This is a genomic window from Caulobacter zeae, from assembly GCF_002858925.1.
Lineage (GTDB): Bacteria > Pseudomonadota > Alphaproteobacteria > Caulobacterales > Caulobacteraceae > Caulobacter > Caulobacter zeae.
Genome location: NZ_PJRS01000028.1, coordinates 108,568 through 126,188, shown reverse-complemented (window position 1 = coordinate 126,188; position 17,621 = coordinate 108,568). Strand labels below are relative to the sequence as shown.

Annotated in this window: 15 protein-coding genes; 3 read left to right on the top strand and 12 right to left on the bottom strand. The window is 70.4% G+C overall.

Translation table 11 applies throughout. The annotated features are described in order from the left end of the window. Window positions 1-2 precede the first annotated feature (2 nt). From SGCZBJ_RS14985 to SGCZBJ_RS14935, 11 genes are all read right to left on the bottom strand, one after another. Window positions 3-3,014, bottom strand: a complete 3,012-nt coding sequence (locus SGCZBJ_RS14985) for a sensor histidine kinase (protein WP_101718792.1) — start codon at window positions 3,012-3,014, stop codon at window positions 3-5. Next, window positions 3,011-3,661, bottom strand: coding sequence for a response regulator transcription factor (locus SGCZBJ_RS14980; RefSeq protein WP_101718791.1), 651 nt, complete (start codon window positions 3,659-3,661; stop codon window positions 3,011-3,013). The genes SGCZBJ_RS14985 and SGCZBJ_RS14980 overlap by 4 nt, the downstream gene beginning before the upstream one ends. A gap of 91 nt (window positions 3,662-3,752) precedes the next feature. Further along, window positions 3,753-4,550, bottom strand: a complete 798-nt coding sequence (locus tag SGCZBJ_RS14975; RefSeq protein WP_101718790.1) for an alpha/beta fold hydrolase — start codon at window positions 4,548-4,550, stop codon at window positions 3,753-3,755. A 17-nt stretch (window positions 4,551-4,567) separates the two neighbouring features. Further along, a complete protein-coding gene (locus tag SGCZBJ_RS14970) occupies window positions 4,568-5,179 on the bottom strand; it encodes a helix-turn-helix domain-containing protein (protein WP_240621523.1) in 612 nt (203 codons plus the stop codon). Window positions 5,180-5,323: 144 nt separating this feature from the next. After that, complete coding sequence (locus tag SGCZBJ_RS14965) at window positions 5,324-6,001, bottom strand: YoaK family protein (protein WP_101718854.1); 678 nt, start codon at window positions 5,999-6,001, stop codon at window positions 5,324-5,326. 2 nt (window positions 6,002-6,003) lie between these two features. Beyond that, a complete protein-coding gene (locus tag SGCZBJ_RS14960) occupies window positions 6,004-7,287 on the bottom strand; it encodes an alginate export family protein (protein WP_101718789.1) in 1,284 nt (427 codons plus the stop codon). Beyond that, complete coding sequence (locus tag SGCZBJ_RS14955) at window positions 7,284-7,718, bottom strand: DoxX family protein (RefSeq protein ID WP_101718853.1); 435 nt, start codon at window positions 7,716-7,718, stop codon at window positions 7,284-7,286. Before SGCZBJ_RS14955 ends, SGCZBJ_RS14960 begins: the two co-directional genes overlap by 4 nt. Next, window positions 7,718-9,592, bottom strand: coding sequence for an amidohydrolase (locus SGCZBJ_RS14950; RefSeq protein ID WP_101718788.1), 1,875 nt, complete (start codon window positions 9,590-9,592; stop codon window positions 7,718-7,720). Before SGCZBJ_RS14950 ends, SGCZBJ_RS14955 begins: the two co-directional genes overlap by 1 nt. A gap of 55 nt (window positions 9,593-9,647) precedes the next feature. Then, the gene (locus SGCZBJ_RS14945) at window positions 9,648-9,938 is read right to left on the bottom strand and encodes a XapX domain-containing protein (protein WP_240621522.1); all 291 of its coding nucleotides are present in this window, start codon (window positions 9,936-9,938) and stop codon (window positions 9,648-9,650) included. Window positions 9,939-9,999: 61 nt separating this feature from the next. After that, window positions 10,000-10,653 carry a hydrolase gene (locus tag SGCZBJ_RS14940; protein WP_101718787.1) on the bottom strand — a complete coding sequence of 218 codons (654 nt, stop codon included), beginning with the start codon at window positions 10,651-10,653 and terminating at the stop codon, window positions 10,000-10,002. Between the two features lie 130 nt (window positions 10,654-10,783). Next, window positions 10,784-11,632 (bottom strand): alpha/beta hydrolase, encoded by an 849-nt coding sequence (locus SGCZBJ_RS14935; RefSeq protein ID WP_101718786.1) that lies wholly within the window; start codon window positions 11,630-11,632, stop codon window positions 10,784-10,786. Window positions 11,633-11,755: 123 nt separating this feature from the next. On the opposite strand from SGCZBJ_RS14935, the gene SGCZBJ_RS14930 reads away from it, so the two are divergent. Continuing rightward, window positions 11,756-13,138, top strand: a complete 1,383-nt coding sequence (locus SGCZBJ_RS14930) for a serine hydrolase domain-containing protein (protein WP_240621521.1) — start codon at window positions 11,756-11,758, stop codon at window positions 13,136-13,138. 113 nt (window positions 13,139-13,251) lie between these two features. Next, window positions 13,252-13,932, top strand: coding sequence for a hypothetical protein (locus SGCZBJ_RS14925; protein WP_101718785.1), 681 nt, complete (start codon window positions 13,252-13,254; stop codon window positions 13,930-13,932). Window positions 13,933-14,013: 81 nt separating this feature from the next. Here the strand turns inward: SGCZBJ_RS14925 and alaS are convergent, their stop codons facing one another. Further along, window positions 14,014-16,656, bottom strand: coding sequence for an alanine--tRNA ligase (gene alaS / locus SGCZBJ_RS14920; RefSeq protein ID WP_101718784.1), 2,643 nt, complete (start codon window positions 16,654-16,656; stop codon window positions 14,014-14,016). Window positions 16,657-16,832: 176 nt separating this feature from the next. Here alaS and SGCZBJ_RS14915 point away from each other — a divergent pair, with 176 nt between their 5' ends. Further along, the gene (locus tag SGCZBJ_RS14915) at window positions 16,833-17,351 is read left to right on the top strand and encodes a hypothetical protein (protein WP_101718783.1); all 519 of its coding nucleotides are present in this window, start codon (window positions 16,833-16,835) and stop codon (window positions 17,349-17,351) included. Window positions 17,352-17,621: the final 270 nt, after the last annotated feature.

The following is a 17,621-nucleotide window of genomic DNA, read 5'->3' as shown; positions in this document are numbered from 1 at the left end:
CCCTACTTCTTCCGCCCCAGCCGCGCGAACCACGGCTGGGTCGGATAGGCGATCGAGCCGGCGACGCTGAGGGCTATGGTCGTGCCCCTGCCCGAGGCGCTCTCGATGGCCAGCTGGGCGCCCATCTTGCCGGCCCGCTCGTGCATGCCGATCAGGCCGTAGTGGCCCTCGCGGCTGGCCCAGGCCATGCGGTTGGCGCCGATGCCCACCCCGTCGTCGCGAATGGTCACCTGCAACTGCCGCACCCCGTACGAGACCTTGACCAGCACCTGGCTCGCCTTGGCGTGGCGAGCCGCGTTGAACAGCGCCTCGCCGGCGATGCGGACGATCTCTTCCTGCACCAGCGGCTGCACGGGACGCGGCGTCCCCTCGGCCACCAGCTCGACCTTCACCCCGGCCTCGAACGGCTGCTCGGCCATCAGCTCGCGCAGCACCAGGTCCAGCCGCCGCACCTCGGCCCCGCGCAGGTCGCGCACACGGTCGCGCCCCTCGACCAGCATCTGGTCGGCGCGGTCGAGAGCCTGGTTGATGACGTCCTTGGCCGGCAGGTCGTCGGGGATCTGGTAGGCCACCGACTGGAACCGCATGATCAGCCCCTGCACGCTCTGAAGCAGGGTGTCGTGCAGTTCGCGGGCGATGCGCTCGCGCTCGGCGGCGCGCTGCTCCAACCGGTCCTTAATCTGGGCCGCGACCCGCCGCAGGCGCAGGGCGTAGACGCCCCACAGCGCCAGCGCCACGGCCAGCACGCAGGCGGCGCGGAACCACCAGGTCTCCACCAGGGTCGGCGGGATCTCGACGGTCAGGGTCGCGCCCTGCTCGTTCCACACGCCGTCGCTGTTGGCCGCCTTCACCCGGAAATGGAAGGTTCCCGGGTGCAGGTTGTCGTAGATCACCTCGCGTCGGTCGCCCGCCTCGATCCAATCCGCGTCGACGCCCTCCAGCCGGTACTGGAAGCGCACGCGATTGGGCGCGGGGAAGCTCAGCGCCGTGTAGTGGATGCGCAGGCCGCGCGTGCCGGCCGGCAGCCGCAGGGCGCTGGGATCGCGGAAATGCTGGTCGCCGACCATGACCGCGCGGATCGCCACCGGCGGCGGCAGGGTGTTGACGCTCAGCCGCGCCGGATCGACGACCACGACGTTGCGACGGGTCAGGATCCAGATCCGGCCGTCGCCGCCGGCGGTGATCTGCTGGCCCGGCGACTTCTGGACGAAGCTGTTGAGGCCGTCGCGGAAGTCGAACACCCGCCTGGGCAGCGGCGCGCCGGGCCGGTCCAGGGCCCGGTCGAGGTCGGCCGAGCGCATGCGCACCACGCCCGCGTCGCCGATCGTCCAGGTGTCGCCAGCCGGGGTCTGGACCAGGCCGTTGACCGAGGCCAGCCAAGGATAGCGTTCGGCGTCGAGGCTGGCGGTCGCCCCGCCGCGCAGCCTGGCGAAGCCCTGGCCGCCGCTGAGATACAGCGCCTCGCGGCCCGGCAGCAGGCCCTCGATCTCGCCGATCGGAAAGCGCGCCTTGTGGATCGCCTCGAACGGCGCTGGCCCCTGAAGGGTCGGGGCGTTGCGGAACAGGATCGCCGCCCGGCCGTCGGCCTGGAGCGCGGCGTTGGAGGCGATGCCGACACCGCCCGGCCAATGGCTCCATGCGCCGCCCTCGCGCCAATAGAGACCCTTGTCGAGGGCGGCCATCCACAGGCGGCCGTCCTCGTCCTCCACGCAGCCATAGGCGCTGGCCTCGGCGGGCTTAGCGAAGGTCTCGACCTTGCCGTCCCGCACCCGCAGCACGGTGTCGCGCAGCGTCACCCAGACCGCGTCGCCGGCCCCCGCGCACAGCGAGCCCGCCGACCAGTCGGTCTTCAGCACGGACTTCGGCGCCTGGCCCGGCGCGATGGCGTAGAGGGTGTGGGCGTCGGCGATCCAGACCTTGCCGTCGGCCGTGGACGTCATCCGATAGCCACGCGCGGAATTGGCCGGGATGGCCTGTTCGACGGTCACCGCCGCCGGCCGCATCATGTCCAGGCCCAGCTCGGTTCCGAACCAGATGTTGCCCTCGCGGTCCTCGAACACGGCGTGGGTCTGGTCGGAGGTCAGGCCATGCACGGCCTTGTAGGACTGGATGCGCAGGGCGCCGGCGTCGACGCTGCGGGCCGCGACGCCCGGCGCCGGGATATGCACGACGCCATCGGTCCAGGTGGCGCCCCACAGGTCGCCCTTGCGGTCGAACAGGATCCGCGAGGCGCCCACCTCGTCGCGGCGCGGATAGGCCCGGGTCAGGGACGAGGCCGCCGGCGCCTCGCCGCGCATCAGGCGCGTGCTGACGGAGTCCGACAGCCAGAGCCGCCCCAGGCCGTCCTGCGCCAGGCTGGCCCGGCGGGCGACCTTGGCCCCGGTCGGCGAAAAGCGCGTCTCGCCCGGCGCGCGGCGCAGCACGGTGCTGGTCAGCACCAGCCACTGCACGCCGTCGCGATCGAAGAAGACCTGCCAGATTTCCTGCTCGGGAAGGCCGGCCTCGGGGCCGAATTCCTGCCAGCGGCCGTTATGCCAACGGGCCAGGGTGGCGCGCTTGCGGCCGCCCCGGGCGACCCAGATTCCGCCCTCGCGGTCCTCGGCCAGGCTCGTGACCTCGCGCGAGGGATCGGGCATGCGCGCGTCGATCAACCGGCCGTCGCGATAGACCGCCACGCCGCCGCTGCGGCCAAGGCCCACCCACAGCGCGCCCGAACGTGCGCCCAGCACCTGCGAGACGTTCAGCCGCCCGGGCTTGGGCCCGTCGCGCTGGATCGGCTCGAAGCCCACGCCGTCGAAGCGGAACAGGCCATCGACGCTGCCGATCCACAGATAGCCGTCCTTCGACTGGCCGATGGTGTTGACCCGGCTGGGAGCGCCGCCCTCGATCGACCAGCTGACGCGCTTGTATTCGGCCAGGGGCTCGAGCGTCGGCGCGGCCGCCGCCGTGCCGGCCAGCGCCAGGGCGAGCGCCGCGCCCGCCAGTCCGCTCCAAAGCCCCCCCGCCCGGCTCAAAGGTCGATGATGCCGCGCTTGGCGGCGACGGTCACCGCGTGGGTTCGGTCATTCACATAGAGCTTGGCGAAGATGCTCTTTATGTTCGACTTGATGGTGTCTTCCGACAGGTTCAGCTCGCGGGCGATGTGCTTGTTGGAATTGCCGTTGGCGATCAGTTGCAGGACGGTGATCTCGCGGGCGTTCAGCGACTCGTCGATGGCGTGGATGGCGATACGCTCGGCCACCTCGGCCTGCAGGTGGCGGCGACCGGCGTGCACGCCGCGGATGGCGTCCAGCAGGTCGCGGCGCAGGCTGCTCTTCAAGAGATAGCCCGCCGCGCCCGCCCGCAGCGCATGCAGGGCCTGGGCGTCGCCGGTGAAGGTGGTCAGCACGATGATCCGCGCCTCGGGGTGCGAGCGGCGGATGGTCTCGATGGCCACCACGCCGTTGCCGGGCATCTGCAGGTCCATCAAGGTGATGTCGGGACGCAGCCGTTCCCAGCCGGCGATCGCCTCGTCGCCGGTGGCCGCCTCGCCCACCACAACCATGTCGGGCTGGGTTTCCAGCACCGCGATCACCCCTTCGCGCAGCATGGGGTGGTCGTCGGCGATCAGCACGCGGATACGGTCGTCGCCGGCCTCGATGCTGGCGGGGTGTTGGTTCATTCGGCGACGTCCGGGGACCGGTCCTTACGCATGGGACTCGTACAGTTGGCTTGTTCCGCAAGCCGAGACCATACACGAAAGCGGCGCACGATTACCCTTTCGGGGCTTGACCCGAAAGGGCCGCCCGTCCGTTGGCCAGGGCCCAGTCGAGGGCGAAGTCGGCGACGTCCTCCCAGCCGGGCTCATTGCACAGCCAGTGGGAGCGCCCCGAGAAGCATTGCAGGTCGGTGCGCGAGGCCGCCCGGCGCTGGTGGCGAGCCGCGGCGGCGACCATGGCCGGCGGAGCCATGCGGTCCTGGTCGCCGGCGATCAGCAGCAGCGGCGGACGGCGGCGGGCCGCCCTGGCCGCCCCGCTCCCGGGTCCCAGCAGGGCCTGGCGCACCACCCGGGCGGGAGCGGGAACCACGTGCTCGGCATAGGCCTGGCGGCGCTCGTCCTCGGGCAGGGTCGGGGCGAAGAGCTCGGTAAAGCCCTCCGGCGAAAGGGGCGTCGCACCGCTCCAGCGCGCCAGCAGACGCCGTAGCGCCCAGGCCGCGCGCGGACGGGCCAGCAGGCCCAGCGGCGGCGTCGAGGCGATGGCCACTCCGCAGGCGCCGCAGCCTCCGTCGAGCAGGCGCTGCACGATCAATCCGCCCAGCCCGTGGCCGATCAGGATCGGCGGCTCGACCATGGCCACCGCGTGGGCGGCATGGGCCGCGACCACCGCGTCGAGCGTCAGCCGTCCCAGGGGCCGGGGCGACAGGCGGCGCAGGTCCTCGACCGGAGCGTCCAGCATCGGCCACGCCGGCGCGACCACCGTCAGCCCCCGCGCCTCGTAGCGGGTCTTGAAACGGTCCCAGGCGCGCGGCGTCAGCCAGGCGCCGTGGATAAGCATGACGGCGGCGGTCACTGGTCTTGTCTCTCCGTTCAGCCGACGGCGGCCGTCGGCCAGTCGGCCTCGGTCTCCATGGCCTCGGACGCCCCGCCGCTCAGGCGACGCCAGACGCTGGGCGACATGCCCTCGAAGCGGCGGAACATCCGGCAGAAGTGCGCCTGGTCCGACAGGCCGCAGGCCAGGGCGATGGCCGCCAGGGAATCGCCGCTCTCCAGCATCATGGTCTTGGAGCGGGCGATGCGGCGGCGGTTCACATAGGCCTTGGGCGCGTCGCCGAAGCTGATGCGGAAGGCGCGCGAGAAATGGCTGGGGCTGAGCCGGGCGGCGGCCGCCATCTCGGCGCTGGAGATCCGGCCGGCCAGGCGCGCCTCGACCAGGGCCTTGATCCGCAGCACCTGCCAGGGCGCCAGCCCCCCGCGCTGCATCACCGGCGCGGCGAAGGCCTTGGGCTCGGACGCCGGCGCCGCGTCGATCTGCGGCAGCAGGCGCACGGCCACGGCGATGCAGCGCTCGGCGTCGGCCGGATCGGTCGCCAAGGCGTGACGCGCCTGCATCAGCAGCAGGCGGATCTGGTCCCTGGCGGGCTCCGGGGCGGGGTCTAGAGCCGGTTGGGGAACGCGGCTCGACACGGTCAGGACTTGCATCGTCGCTCTCTTCGGCTGGTCTTCGGCGCGCCGGCGCGGGGCCGGCGTGTAGCGAAACTCAACCAAAGGGCGCCCCGCCGCCATTCCCGCCCGGGTGAACCTCGCCTACCCAGGAGGGTGAAGCCGCCGGCCCGAATGGGAGCGCTATCCGCGCTGGCTGCGGGCCTCGGCCGAGAACAGCGACAGGAAGGCCAGCACGGCCGAGACCGAGAACGCCCACGTCCCGCCGAAAGCAAAAGCCAGCGCGCCCAGGCCGCAGCCGGCCGCGAACAGGCCCACGGCCGCCGACAGCTTCCGGATCCGCGCCACCGAGCCCGCGCGGTCGGGACCGCCGCCCCGGATCAGTTCGGCGACGTCGAGCATGATCTGGGTGGTCGAACCGGTCATCAGCGTGGTGGGCGGCGCGGTCGGGATGTGCACCCGGTGAGCGGCGTTCTGGATGGCCATGGCGCAGACGAACAGCACCGCCACCAGGATCAGCTGCCAGCTGTCGCCCTTGGCGAACGGCGCCAGCACGACGGCGGCGACCGAGCCGGCGATCAGCAGCACGGTCTTGACCGCCAGCATGATCCGCAAGGTCGGCATGTTGGCCGCCGCCAGCTTGAAGGTGACCAGCCGGCTGATCACCACCGCCGCGCAGAACACCGGCAGCACCAACAGCTTGGCGATCGCCCCGTCCGCGCCATGGATCATGGCCGCGCCGAAGGTGACGAAGTTGCCGGTCACGTGGGCGACGAACACGCCCTGCAAAGCCAGGAAGCCGACCGTGTCGAGATAGCCGCCGTTGAAGCTCATCAGCTGGGAAAGGCTCGGGAATCTCATGGTCACCATCCGTACTTGAGCTCGACGCCGAGATAGTCGCTGTCGTCCCGGCCCGAGGCGCGCAGGGCGCTTCCGGCTTCGTAGTGGACGGCCTCGATGGTCCCGGTCAGGCTCGGGTTGAAAGCGTAGTCGGCCCGCAGGTGGGCGTAGGCCCCGGTCCAGCGTCCGCCGCGCCCGGCCGTGCCGGACAGGGGGATGAAGGGCTGGGCGTAGATCGCGTCGGTCGTCTCGCGGCGCCATTGGCCGGCCAGGGCGGCGGTGACCGCCAGGCCCTTGGCGGGCGTCACGGTCACCGACGGCTTGACGTGCACGAGGTTGGCGTAGCCGGTGTAGGCCGCGCGGGTGAAATAGGCGGCGTTGGGATAGAGCGGGTCGAAGGTCCCCACTCGCCCGTCGCCCGGACGCGCATCGCCGCTGGCCGTATCGACCTGGAAACCCAGGCGCGGCTTCCAGGCCAGCGCCTTGAGCGTCCAGCCGATCCGACCGCCGGCCGCCCAGGCGCGGGCGTCGCTGGCGCCCACGTCGCCGCGCTGGACCATGGCCTCCAGGTCCCAGTCCAGCGCCCCGGCCGCGCCCAGATAGCGCAGGTCGTAGGCCTGGCGATCCTCCTCGCCGACCGCGTCGACATAGCGGGCGGTCGAGCGGGCGAACCGGGCGGCATAGGCCGACACCGCGCCGCCGGGCGCCTTGCGCTCGACCCGGATCAGGTCGAGGCGCACATTGCCGCTGGAGGTGTCATCGAACGCTTCGCGGTCGTGATACTGCACCGGCTGGCTGACGAAACCCGCCAACTTCCAGTCGCCACGCGACCAGTCGGCCCAGACCGCGTCGAACGACTGGCGCACGCCGGGGCCGTCGCGCGCCGACAGGAACCGCTGCTGGTCGATCGGGAAGTCCTGGCGACCGACGCGCACATTGGCCTTGCCGCCCCAGACCTCGCTCTCATAGCCGACGAAGGCCAGGCGCAGGTCCAGGCGGTTCTGGTCGGCCGGACCGATGTCTCGGCGGCCGAAGGCGCGCACGTCCTCGACCTGCACGAAACCCTGCCAGCCGCCCCTGCGAGCGTCAGCATGGACCTGAAAGCGCTGCGACAGGCTGGCGTCGGAAGGCTCGCCGCCGAAGCTGGCCGCGTCGCCCGTCTCGATCCGCTCGCGCAGGGTGAGGCCGAGGGTCAGGGACGTATCCGACCGATCCTCCTGCCAGCGGTTGACCTTGATCGCCGGACGCTCGGCCGCGAAAGCCGGAATCGCGACGAGAACGAGCGCCGCGGCCGCCAGCGTCCTCATGCCCCCTTCTCCAGGGCCTGGTCTTTCGGTTGCAGGTCGTGCCACGCCACCAGCAGGAAGCCGCCGATCAGGCCCAGGTGCTCGAAGAAGCTGTTGGTCGCGCCGAAGCGTTCGGGCGGACCCATCTCCCAGAAGCGGTTGGCCATGAAGGTCGCGCCCAGGGTGAAGGCCGCCAGGGCCAGGGCCCCCAGCCAGCGCAGCCGGCCGGAAAGGATCATCAGCGAGGCGAGGATTTCCAGCACGATGACCAGCACGGCGAAGGGCGCGGCGGGCGACAGACCGAAATGGGCCATCTCGGCCAGCGCGCCCGGGAAGTCGAAGGCCTTGGTCAGGCCGCCCTGGATGTAGGCGGCGCACAGGCCCAGCAGCGCGATCCAGCGCACCGCCGGCGCGAGGAAGGCCCCGCGCAGGCGTTGGACGGGCGTGCTCATCAGACCGCCCAGCACGCGCAGCCGAGCGCGCCCCAGAACGACTTCAGGTCGGCGATCGGCAGGCTCTTGGTCCAGGCCGTGGCGTGGTCGTGGCCGTGCACGCCGCAGCTGCTGGCGCAGCCGCACGACGCGGCCGCCTGGCGGCGCAGGGTCTTGTCCGTCTCAGGCTCGGCCCAGGCCGCGTAGCCGCCGAAGGTGCGCACCGGCGACCAGTCGGGCATGGCCGGCGGCACCTCGTTCTCGTCCAGCTTGGAGAAGTCGCCGGCGCCGTAGACGAACTTGCCGCCGACCATGGTCAGGTCCGAGGTCATGTCGGCGATCTCGTCTTCCGGCACGCCGAAGAAGTCGCGGTCTGGCACGATCAGGTCGGCCAGCTGGCCTTCCACGATCCGGCCCTTCTTGCCCTCCTCGTTGGAGAACCAGGTGACGTTTTCGGTCCACATGCGAAGCGCGCTCTCCCGGTCCAGGCAGTTGCGCTGCGAATAGAGGCGCGTTCCACCGACGGTCTTGCCGGTGATCATCCAGGCCAGCGAGACCCACGGATTGTACGAAGCCACGCGCGTCGCATCCGTGCCGGCAGAGACCTTCAGGCCCTTCTCCAGCATCTTAGCGATCGGCGGCGTCGCCTCGGCGGCGGCCGGGCCATAGCGCTCGAGGAAGTATTCGCCCTGGTAGGCCATGCGATGCTGCACGGCGACGCCCCCGCCCAGGGCGGCGATGCGGTCGATCGACTTTTCCGAGATCGTCTCGGCGTGGTCGAAGAACCAGTTCAGGCCTTCCAGCGGGACGTCCTTGTTGACCTTCTCGAAGACGTCCAGCGCCCGGTCGATCGTCTCGTCATAGGTGGCGTGCATCCGCCAGGGCCAGCGGTTCTGGGCCAGGATCATCACGACCTCTTCCAGCTCGCCTTCCATCTGCGGCGGCATGTCGGGGCGCGGCTGGCGGAAGTCCTCGAAGTCGGCGGCCGAGAACACCAGCATCTCGCCGGCGCCGTTGTGGCGGAAATAGTCGTCCCCCTGCTTGTACTTCGACGTCTTCGTCCAGTTCAGGAAGTCGTCCTTCTCGCCCTTGGGCTTCTGGGTGAAGAGGTTGTAGGCCAGACGGATGGTCAGCTGGTTCTCGTCGGCCAGCTTCTGGATGACCTCGTAGTCGTCCGGATAGTTCTGGAAGCCGCCGCCGGCGTCGATCGCCCCGGTCACGCCCAGGCGGTTCAGCTCGCGCATGAAGTGGCGGGTCGAATTGACCTGGTAGTCGAAGGGCAGCTTGGGGCCCTTGGCCAGGGTGGCGTAGAGGATCTGGGCGTTGGGCTTGGCCAGCAGCAGGCCCGTGGGGTTGCCCTGGCTGTCGCGGATGATCTGGCCGCCGGGCGGTTCGGGGGTGTCACGGTCATAGCCGATGACGCGCAGGGCCGCCGCGTTCAGCAGCGCGCGGTCATAGAGGTGCAGGATGAACACCGGCGTGTCGGGGGCCACGGCGTTCAGTTCCTCGATGGTCGGCAGGCGCTTTTCGACGAACTGGTGCTCGGTGAAGCCGCCCACGACGCGCACCCATTGTGGCGGCGGGGTGATGGCCACCTGATGCTTGAGCATGTTCATGGCGTCGGCCAGCGAGCGTACGCCGTCCCAGCGCAGCTCCATGTTGAAGTTCAGGCCGCCGCGGATGATGTGCAGGTGGTTGTCGATCAGGCCGGGCAGCACCCGGCGGCCCTTCAGGTCGACGACCCTGGTGTCGGGGCCGGCCAGGGCCATGACCTCGGTCTCGGTCCCGACGGCGGCGAAGCGTCCGTCGGTGACGGCCACGGCCTGCGCATTCGGATTGCTGCGGTCCAGGGTGGTGAAACGGCCGTTGCGCAGGATCAGGTCGGGCGAGGTCATGGGCGGAACTCCGGGGGAAACTTTGGGGGCCAGCGAACTGGCGGGACGCTTAACTTCAGGCCTTGGGCGCGGCGGGCGGCTCGTTGTCGGCCAGTTCGGTCGGCTTCTGGCCGCAGGGCAGCGGACCGAACATGTGCGGCGCCACCTGATGCTTCAGCCACGAGACGGCGGCGGGCTTGCGGGCGATCCAGCCCTTGACCAGCGGCGGGACCTGCTCGCCGAGCAGTATGCCGAACAGGCCGACCAGGGCCACCACCGGCGGCGCGGGGGAGCGCACCTGCAAGAGGCCGTAGAACACGCCGACCGCGAGGCCCGCGGCGAGCGACAGGATGTAGATCTTCATCATGGGGACGCCTTGCAGGGGCGCGCCGCGCCGGCCCGGCAACGAGCCGGCGCGGGCGGGCTGGTTAGCCTTCGTGGGCGTTGAACATCGACTTGGCGTAGATGATGCCCAGGCCGTAGCCGCCGCCGTGCACCTTGGCGATGCCCGTGGTCATGTCGTAGGTCTCGGTACGGGCCCAGTCGCGCTGCATTTCCAGCAGGTACTGAAGCGCCGTGATCGGGCGGGCGCCGGCCTGGATCATGCGCTCGACGGCGCGCTCATGGGCCTCGGCCGAGACGTCGCCGCAGGCGTCGGTGATCACGTAGACCTCATAGCCCTGAGCCAGGGCCGACAGCGCCGGGCCGACGATGCAGACGCTGGTCCAAAGGCCGGCCAGAACGATGCGGTCCTTGCCGATCTTGTTGATCTCCTCGACCACCGGGGCGTCTTCCCAGGTGTTCATCGAGGTGCGGTCCAGCAGGGTCTTGCCCGGGAACGGCGCGGTGACCTCGGCGAACATCGGGCCCGAGAAGCTCTTTTCGGCGACCGTGGTCAGGATGGTCGACACGCCGAAGCCGGCGGCGGCGCTGGCCACCAGGCCGGCGTTGTTGCGCAGGGTGATCGCGTCGATCGAGTGGGTCGCAAACGCCATCTGCGACTGGAAGTCGATCATGATCAGGGTGTGGTCGGTCGGCGTCAGCAGCTGCGGGCCGGGGGTCGGGGTGGCCTTGATCGGCATCGACTTTGTCCTTGGATGCGGAGTGGAAGAAGTCCGCGGAATGTGTCGACGCCGACAAAAACAGTCTTGTTCAGTCCCCCTGCGTTTTGGCCAAGCGGGCCATCGGAGCGTTGTCGAAAGGAAGGGCCGCCTAGAACGGCGCCAGCCGCACATGGGCCGGCAAGGTGACCTGCGCCGTCGCCTCGCCGCTCTTAACCTTGGCGGCGACCGCCCTTAGCACCATCGCCAAAGTCGCCGAGTCCGGGCCGTGCCCAGCCCCGCGCACCGTGAACAGCGCCCCCTGGCGATGGGCGGCGACCGCCTGCGCCCGCAGCGCCTCGCCATGGGCGTAGGGAATGACCGGGTCGGCGTCGCCGTGGATCAGGAACAGGGGTTCGTCCAGCGACGCGATCGCGCCCTTGTTGTCGTAGCGATCGGTCAGCAGCGGGCGGGCGATGGCCGGGGCCATGGCCGCCAGCCGCGTGAAGGTCCCGATGGTGACCAGGCCGTCCAGCTTGCGCCGGCCGGCCAGACCGAAGGCGACGCCCCCGCCCAGGCTGTGGCCGACGACGATCAGGGGTCCGGCGCCGGCGACGGTCCGCGCCCTCTCGAAGAAGGCGTCGGCGTCGGCCGCCAGGCCCTTCTCGCTGGCCCGGCCGGGATTGCCGCTGTACTCGCGGTACTCGGCCGCCACCACGCCGTAGCCCTCGGCGACCAGCGGCGAGAGCCAGCGCACCGAGTTGTTGGCGCTCGAACCGTTGCCGTGAAAGATCAGGAAGGTCGGCTTGCCGTCGCGCGGCGCGACCTCGACGCCCCGCAGGGCCAGGCCGTCGGCGGTCGTGACCGTGATCATCGCGGCGGACGGCGGCAGGCCCGCAAGATCCAGCGGCGCCTTTGGGGCCGGATAGACCCGCTCGTGGATCTGCGCCTTGGCCTGCCAGGTGGCGACGGGACCAAAGACCAGGAGCACGGCGGCGACGATGCTGGCGAGACGTTTCATGCGGCGATGTTATCGCCCCGGTGGCGCCCGGCAAGCCGCTCGCGCGGCGGCGGCCCGACAATCCCGGATCGCCGGCTCAAATGGGGTTGTCGCCTTGCGTCAAAACGCTAGGACGGACGCCTCGTGTTTCATGTGTCGCGGACGCGACGCCGGGGGGCTGCCGGCGTCCGGCCGCTGCTTTCCTGCGTACGGACGGACAGCCTGACCAAGTTCCTCAAGACCTCGCAGTTCACCTTCCGCCGTCGTCTCTGGACCGGCCGACGGATCGCGGCCGTCGCCGCCGTCGGCGTCGTCCTGCTGGGCGGCGTGGTGTTCGGCGTCTCGCGCTGCACCCGCGCCCCCCACGCCGTCGACGACAAGGCGATCGCCGCCGCGGCCACGCCCGTCGTCCTGCCGCTGAAGCCACAGGACTGGCGTGGCGAGATCGACTACCGCGCCCTCGACGCCCGCATCCAGGCAATGATGCACGACCGCTCGATGACCGGCCTGGCCGTGGCCGTGGTCGAGGGCGGGCGGCTGTCGTTCGTGAAGGGCTATGGCGTCACCGCGCCCGACGACGGCGAGGCGGTGGGCGCCGACACGGTGTTCCGCTGGGCGTCGCTGTCCAAGACCGTGGCCGGCTCGCTGAGCGCGCGCCTGGCCCAGGACGGCGCCTTCGCCCTGACCGATCCGCTGGGCAAGTTCCACACCACCCTGCGCCTGCCGGCGGGCGCCCAGGAAACCCTGACGATCGAGCAGTTGCTGTCGCAACGCACGGGCCTGCCGCGCAACGCCTATGACGGCTGGCTGGAGGGCGGCCGCGCGCCCAAGATGATCCGCCAGGCCCTGGGCGATGTGCCGCCCCAGTGCCCGCCGGCCACCTGCCACACCTACCAGAACGTCGCCTTCGACACGATCCGCGAGGTCGTCGAGACCACCACCCACCGTCCCTATGCCGAAGAGGTGCGCCAGCGCCTGTTCCTGCCGCTGGGCATGAGCAGCGCCACCATCGGCATGGGCGAGATCAGCGACGCCAAGCACTGGGCGCGCCCGTCGCGCTACGGCCGTCGCCTGACCCTGGCCGAGGCCTATTACCTGACCCCCGCGGCCGCCGGCGTGAACTCCAACATCGTCGACCTGGCGCGCTGGATGCAGGCCCAGATGGGCCTGGCGCCGGCCGTGCTGCCCGCCGGCGTGCTGGAGGAGATCCAGCGGCCGCGCGTCAACACCGGCAAGCCCTACGGCAACTCGCCGCTGGGCCGCACGCTGGAAAAGCCCGGCTATGGCCTGGCCATGCGCAGCTTCGGCTACCAGGGCCACCGCCTGGCCGGCCACAGCGGCGCCGTCGACGGCTACCGCGCCACCATGATGTTCGATCCGGCCAAGAAGACCGGCGTCGTGATGCTGTGGAACAGCGAGAGCAGCCTGCCCTTCAAGCTGCAGGCCGAGATCTTCGACCTCTATTACCACCGGCCCTTCACCGACTGGCTGGAACTGGGCAAGGGCCAGGTCCAGCTGGAGCCGTAAAGGCCGTTAAGCGGTCCGGTTAAACTGTCGGACACTCCTATGCGGGAAGGTCTCGCCGCGCCTGCCGCGCGCGAGCCTTCCGGGCCTGCGGCCCGTCGCTTCAGGGAAACGCGATGACTCTGTTTGTCAGCTTGAAGGATTACCGGGCCGAACGCGTCCGGCGGAGCTCTGTCGAGGGCGGCGCGCTGTCTCTTCTGGACGAGGTGGTGAAAGCCCGTCTGGAGCTGCAGCAGGTCGAGATCGACAAGCCAAGCCAGAAATGGAACCCCGCGCCGACCCTAGGGATGGGGCGCCTCGCCGCCGACGCCTTCGTCTTCAAGGATCTGGTCGATGAGACGGTCGAAGAGCCTGATGATGATCGGTGCGATCATCAGGAAGGCGGCCTGTATTGTCTGAGAGCCGCGCACCAGGCGGTGGCCGACGCCCTGGCCAAGCACCTGTTCCAAACCCACGCCTGGGTTTCTCGAGCCCTGGTCCGCAAGGTCGTGGCTGGGCGGCATCACGAGCAGGGCAGCCAATACGTCCTCGCCACGCTGAACGGCGAAAATGTTCGTTTCGACCTGATCGTCTGGAGCATGGATCTACGCGCGAACCCGATCCTGGGCTCGCTTGTCGATGGCGTCGTCGCCGTAACGGCGACGTTGTGCCCGCTCGACAACGATGAGATCCGCACGAACGACCTGAAGGTGCTGATGGCCCGGCAGATGGACGCGCTTGGCCTCACCCATGACGAGACCCTTCGGGAGTATCAGGAAATGGTTGACGTCCACCATGCATGGGCTCGCCGCCGATAGCCCCATGCCCCCTGAGTTGGGCCGCGCGCTATCCGGGTCAAGGACCCAGGGCGGCGCCGCCGCCCCGGGTCCTTGACGGTATCAACCAGCCAGCGCGGCCTTGATCGCCGCCAGGCCGTCGTCGGCCTTGCTGGCGTCAGGCGCGCCGCCCTGGGCGAAGTCGGGCTTGCCGCCCGCGCCCTGGCCGCCCATGGCGATCACGGCGGCCTTGGCCAGGTCGGCGGCGCTGAACTTGCCGACGAGGTCGGCGGTCACGGCCACGGTGACGGCGGCCTTGCCGTCGGTCGTGCCGACCAGGGCCACGACGCCCGAGGCCAGCTGCTTCTTGAACTCCTCGGCCACGCCGCGCAGTTCCTTGCCGCCGACGCCGTCGAGGACGCGGGCGATCAGAGCGGTGCCGTTGACGTCTTCCGGACCGGAAGCCGCGCCGCCGCCGCCCAGGGCCAGCTGCTTCTTGGCCTCGGCCAGTTCCTTCTCCAGCTTCTTGCGCTCGGCGACCAGGGCGTCGACGCGGGCCAGGACCTCGGCGACCGGGGTCTTGAACTGGTCGGCCAGGGCCTTGGCGACGCCGGCCTGGTCGAGCAGGAAGCGGCGGGCCGCCTCGCCGGTCAGGGCCTCGATGCGGCGCACGCCGGCGGCGACGCCCTGCTCGGAGACGATCTTGAACAGCGCGATGTCGCCGGTGCGGGCCACGTGGGTGCCGCCGCACAGCTCGACTGAGTAGGCCTTGCCGGCTTCGGTCAGCGAGTCACCGAGGGTCAGCACGCGCACGCTGTCGCCGTACTTTTCGCCGAACAGCGCCACGGCGCCGGCCTCGATGGCCGCTTCCGGAGCCATCTCCTCGGTGCGGGCCGCCACGTTCTGGCGGATCACGGCGTTGACCTCGGCCTCGATGCGCTCGATCTCGTCGGCGCTCAACGGACCGCCGTGGCTGAAGTCGAAGCGCATGCGCTCGCCGTCGACCATCTGGCCCTTCTGGGCGACGTGCGGGCCCAGCACATGGTGCAGGGCCGCGTGCACCAGGTGGGCGGCGGAGTGGTTGGAGCGGGTGGTGTGGCGGCGATCGGCGTCCACCGAGGCCACGACCTTGTCGCCGACCTTCAGCGGACCGGCCAGCGCGACGCGGTGCACGTGCAGCTCGCCCGCCTGCTTCTGGGTGTCGAGCACGCGGCTCTCGGCGCCGTTGGCTTCGATCACGCCGGTGTCGCCGGCCTGGCCGCCGCTCTCGGCGTAGAAGCTGGTGCGGTCGAGCAGCACGTCCACGGTCTGGCCGGCCGAAGCGGCCTCGACCTCGGCGCCGTCGGCGACAATGGCCTTCACGACGCCGGTCGTTTCGGTGGTCTCATAGCCCACGAAGTCGGTGGCGCCGGCCTTTTCCTTGACCGAGAACCAGGCGGCCGCCGCGCCCTGCTGGCCCGAGCCGGCCCAGTTGGCGCGCGCCATCTCGCGCTGCTTCTGCATGGCTGCGTCGAAGCCGTCGGTGTCGACCGTCAGGCCCTTGGCGCGCACGGCGTCCTGGGTCAGGTCGAGCGGGAAGCCGTAGGTGTCGTAGAGCTTGAAGGCGGTCTCGCCGTCCAGCACGTCGCCGGTCGAGAGGTTGGCGGTGGCTTCGTCGAGCAGACCCATGCCGCGTCCCAGCGTGGTGCGGAAGCGCTCTTCTTCCTGGCGCAGGGTCTCGACGATCGAGGCCTCGGCGCGGCGCAGTTCCGGATAGGCCTGGCCCATCTCGGCCACCAGGGTCGGGGCCAGGCGGTGCATCAGGGGCTCGTTGGCGCCCAGCAGGTAGGCGTGGCGCATGGCCCGGCGCATGATCCGGCGCAGCACGTAGCCGCGGCCTTCGTTCGACGGGGTGACGCCGTCGGCCAGCAGGAACGACGACGAGCGCAGGTGGTCGGCGATGACGCGGTGCGACGGGGCCTGGTCGCCCTCGGCCTTCACGCCGGTCAGTTCGACCGAGGCGGCGATCAGGGCCTTGAACAGGTCGATGTCGTAGTTGTCGTGCACGCCCTGCAGGACGGCGGCGATGCGCTCCAGGCCCATGCCGGTGTCGATCGAAGGCTTGGGCAGCGCCAAGCGCTCACCGCCGGCGATCTGCTCGAACTGCATGAACACCAGGTTCCAGATCTCGATGAAGCGGTCGCCGTCTTCATCGGGGCTGCCCGGAGGGCCGCCGAAGATGCCTTCGCCGTGGTCGTAGAAGATTTCCGAGCACGGGCCGCAGGGGCCAGTGTCGCCCATGGACCAGAAATTGTCGCTGGTCGGGATGCGGATGATCTTGTCGTCCGACAGGCCGGCGATCTTCTTCCACAGATCCGCGGCCTCGTCGTCGGTGTGGTACACCGTGACCAGCAGCTTGTCCTTGGGCAGCTTGAACTCGCCGGTCAGCAGGGTCCAAGCGTGGTGGATCGCCTGTTCCTTGAAGTAGTCGCCGAACGAGAAGTTGCCCAGCATCTCGAAGAAGGTGTGGTGGCGGGCGGTGTAGCCGACATTGTCCAGGTCGTTGTGCTTGCCGCCGGCGCGGACGCACTTCTGCGAGCTGGCCGCGCGCGGATGCGCGGGCGTCTCGGCGCCGGTGAAGACGTTCTTGAACGGCACCATGCCCGCATTGACGAACAGCAGGGTCGGATCGTTCTGCGGCACCAGCGGCGCCGACGGCGTGACGGCGTGGTCGGCCTTGCCGAAGTAGTCGAGGAAGGTGCTGCGGATCTCGTTGAGGCTAGGCATCGTCGTCTCGGGAATCTCGAAAGGTCCGGTGGCTGCCGGAGGTCGGCGCTGCATAGCGCGGTTTCAAGCTTTGTGGAAATCCAACCTCTGGAATGACCAGCTTTCTAAAGCTCCGCCCTGGCGATGATCGGCCTCGGGAGGTTATTGAATCGGGATCGCGACCGGGGGAGCGGGGGATGTTCGAGCGGAATCTTGGCCCGCAGCGCATTCGTCCGCGACGCCATGCCGGCGAGGTTCGCGTGGAGGGCAGGCGCCCGCCGCCCTGGCCGCTGCGGCTGTTGTTCGCGGCGGCCGTCGTCTCGCCGCTGGCCAGCTCCTGGTACCGCGCCGAACACAAGGCCGGCGTCGAGGCCCAGGCGGAGGAAGCCGTCCGCTGGGGCCTGGACGGAGACCCCTGCCCCGTCATCTCGGCGGTCGACTTCACGGCCGCCTCCCGCAGGGCGCCGATGACCACCGAGTTCGACGACGCGCGCCTGTCGCGCCGGATCGGCCACGCGCAATGCTCGCGCCACGTCTATCGCCTGGACGGCCGCAAGCGCGAGGCCCAGGTCTGCGACTTCACCGGCCCCGGCGCCCTGGCGGTGGAGACGCCCAAGGCCTTGGCCTACTGGGCGCCGCCCGCCGCCGCGCGGGTGGCGATCTTCGACGGCCAGCCGCGCTGCGTGCAGCGGGCCGTGTTCCGGATGGGAGACTAGGCGGGCGCGGTCTCTGGGCGCCCCCTCTTCCGCCAGGGGCAAGTCAGGCCTGGCTGTCGGGTCTCGCGGTCAAACCCGCAGGCGTCTGGGAAGCTGAAACCGCCCCCCCCCTCCGGCGCTTCGCGCCACCTCCCCCGGAGGGGGAGGATCTTGGACTGGCGCTCCGCCCGCTCTGCTGATCCTGCGCTCGCAAGTGTCCGGTCCCGGCCGGCCCTGGAAAAGCCCCAGCCCCGCCATCGGCCGATCGGCCCTGCGGCGGTCGCCCCCTCC

What these genes read in the sequence shown, in the direction of transcription:
- alaS (WP_101718784.1), bottom strand. Translation starts at nt 16,656, where the DNA reads ATGCCTAGCCTCAACGAGATCCGCAGCACCTTCCTCGACTACTTCGGC.
- SGCZBJ_RS14940 (WP_101718787.1), bottom strand. Translation starts at nt 10,653, where the DNA reads ATGCCGATCAAGGCCACCCCGACCCCCGGCCCGCAGCTGCTGACGCCG.
- SGCZBJ_RS14950 (WP_101718788.1), bottom strand. Translation starts at nt 9,592, where the DNA reads ATGACCTCGCCCGACCTGATCCTGCGCAACGGCCGTTTCACCACCCTG.
- SGCZBJ_RS14915 (WP_101718783.1), top strand. Translation starts at nt 16,833, where the DNA reads ATGTTCGAGCGGAATCTTGGCCCGCAGCGCATTCGTCCGCGACGCCAT.
- SGCZBJ_RS14935 (WP_101718786.1), bottom strand. Translation starts at nt 11,632, where the DNA reads ATGAAACGTCTCGCCAGCATCGTCGCCGCCGTGCTCCTGGTCTTTGGT.
- SGCZBJ_RS14955 (WP_101718853.1), bottom strand. Translation starts at nt 7,718, where the DNA reads ATGAGCACGCCCGTCCAACGCCTGCGCGGGGCCTTCCTCGCGCCGGCG.
- SGCZBJ_RS14980 (WP_101718791.1), bottom strand. Translation starts at nt 3,661, where the DNA reads ATGAACCAACACCCCGCCAGCATCGAGGCCGGCGACGACCGTATCCGC.
- SGCZBJ_RS14925 (WP_101718785.1), top strand. Translation starts at nt 13,252, where the DNA reads ATGACTCTGTTTGTCAGCTTGAAGGATTACCGGGCCGAACGCGTCCGG.
- SGCZBJ_RS14965 (WP_101718854.1), bottom strand. Translation starts at nt 6,001, where the DNA reads ATGAGATTCCCGAGCCTTTCCCAGCTGATGAGCTTCAACGGCGGCTAT.
- SGCZBJ_RS14945 (WP_240621522.1), bottom strand. Translation starts at nt 9,938, where the DNA reads ATGATGAAGATCTACATCCTGTCGCTCGCCGCGGGCCTCGCGGTCGGC.
- SGCZBJ_RS14970 (WP_240621523.1), bottom strand. Translation starts at nt 5,179, where the DNA reads ATGCAAGTCCTGACCGTGTCGAGCCGCGTTCCCCAACCGGCTCTAGAC.
- SGCZBJ_RS14960 (WP_101718789.1), bottom strand. Translation starts at nt 7,287, where the DNA reads ATGAGGACGCTGGCGGCCGCGGCGCTCGTTCTCGTCGCGATTCCGGCT.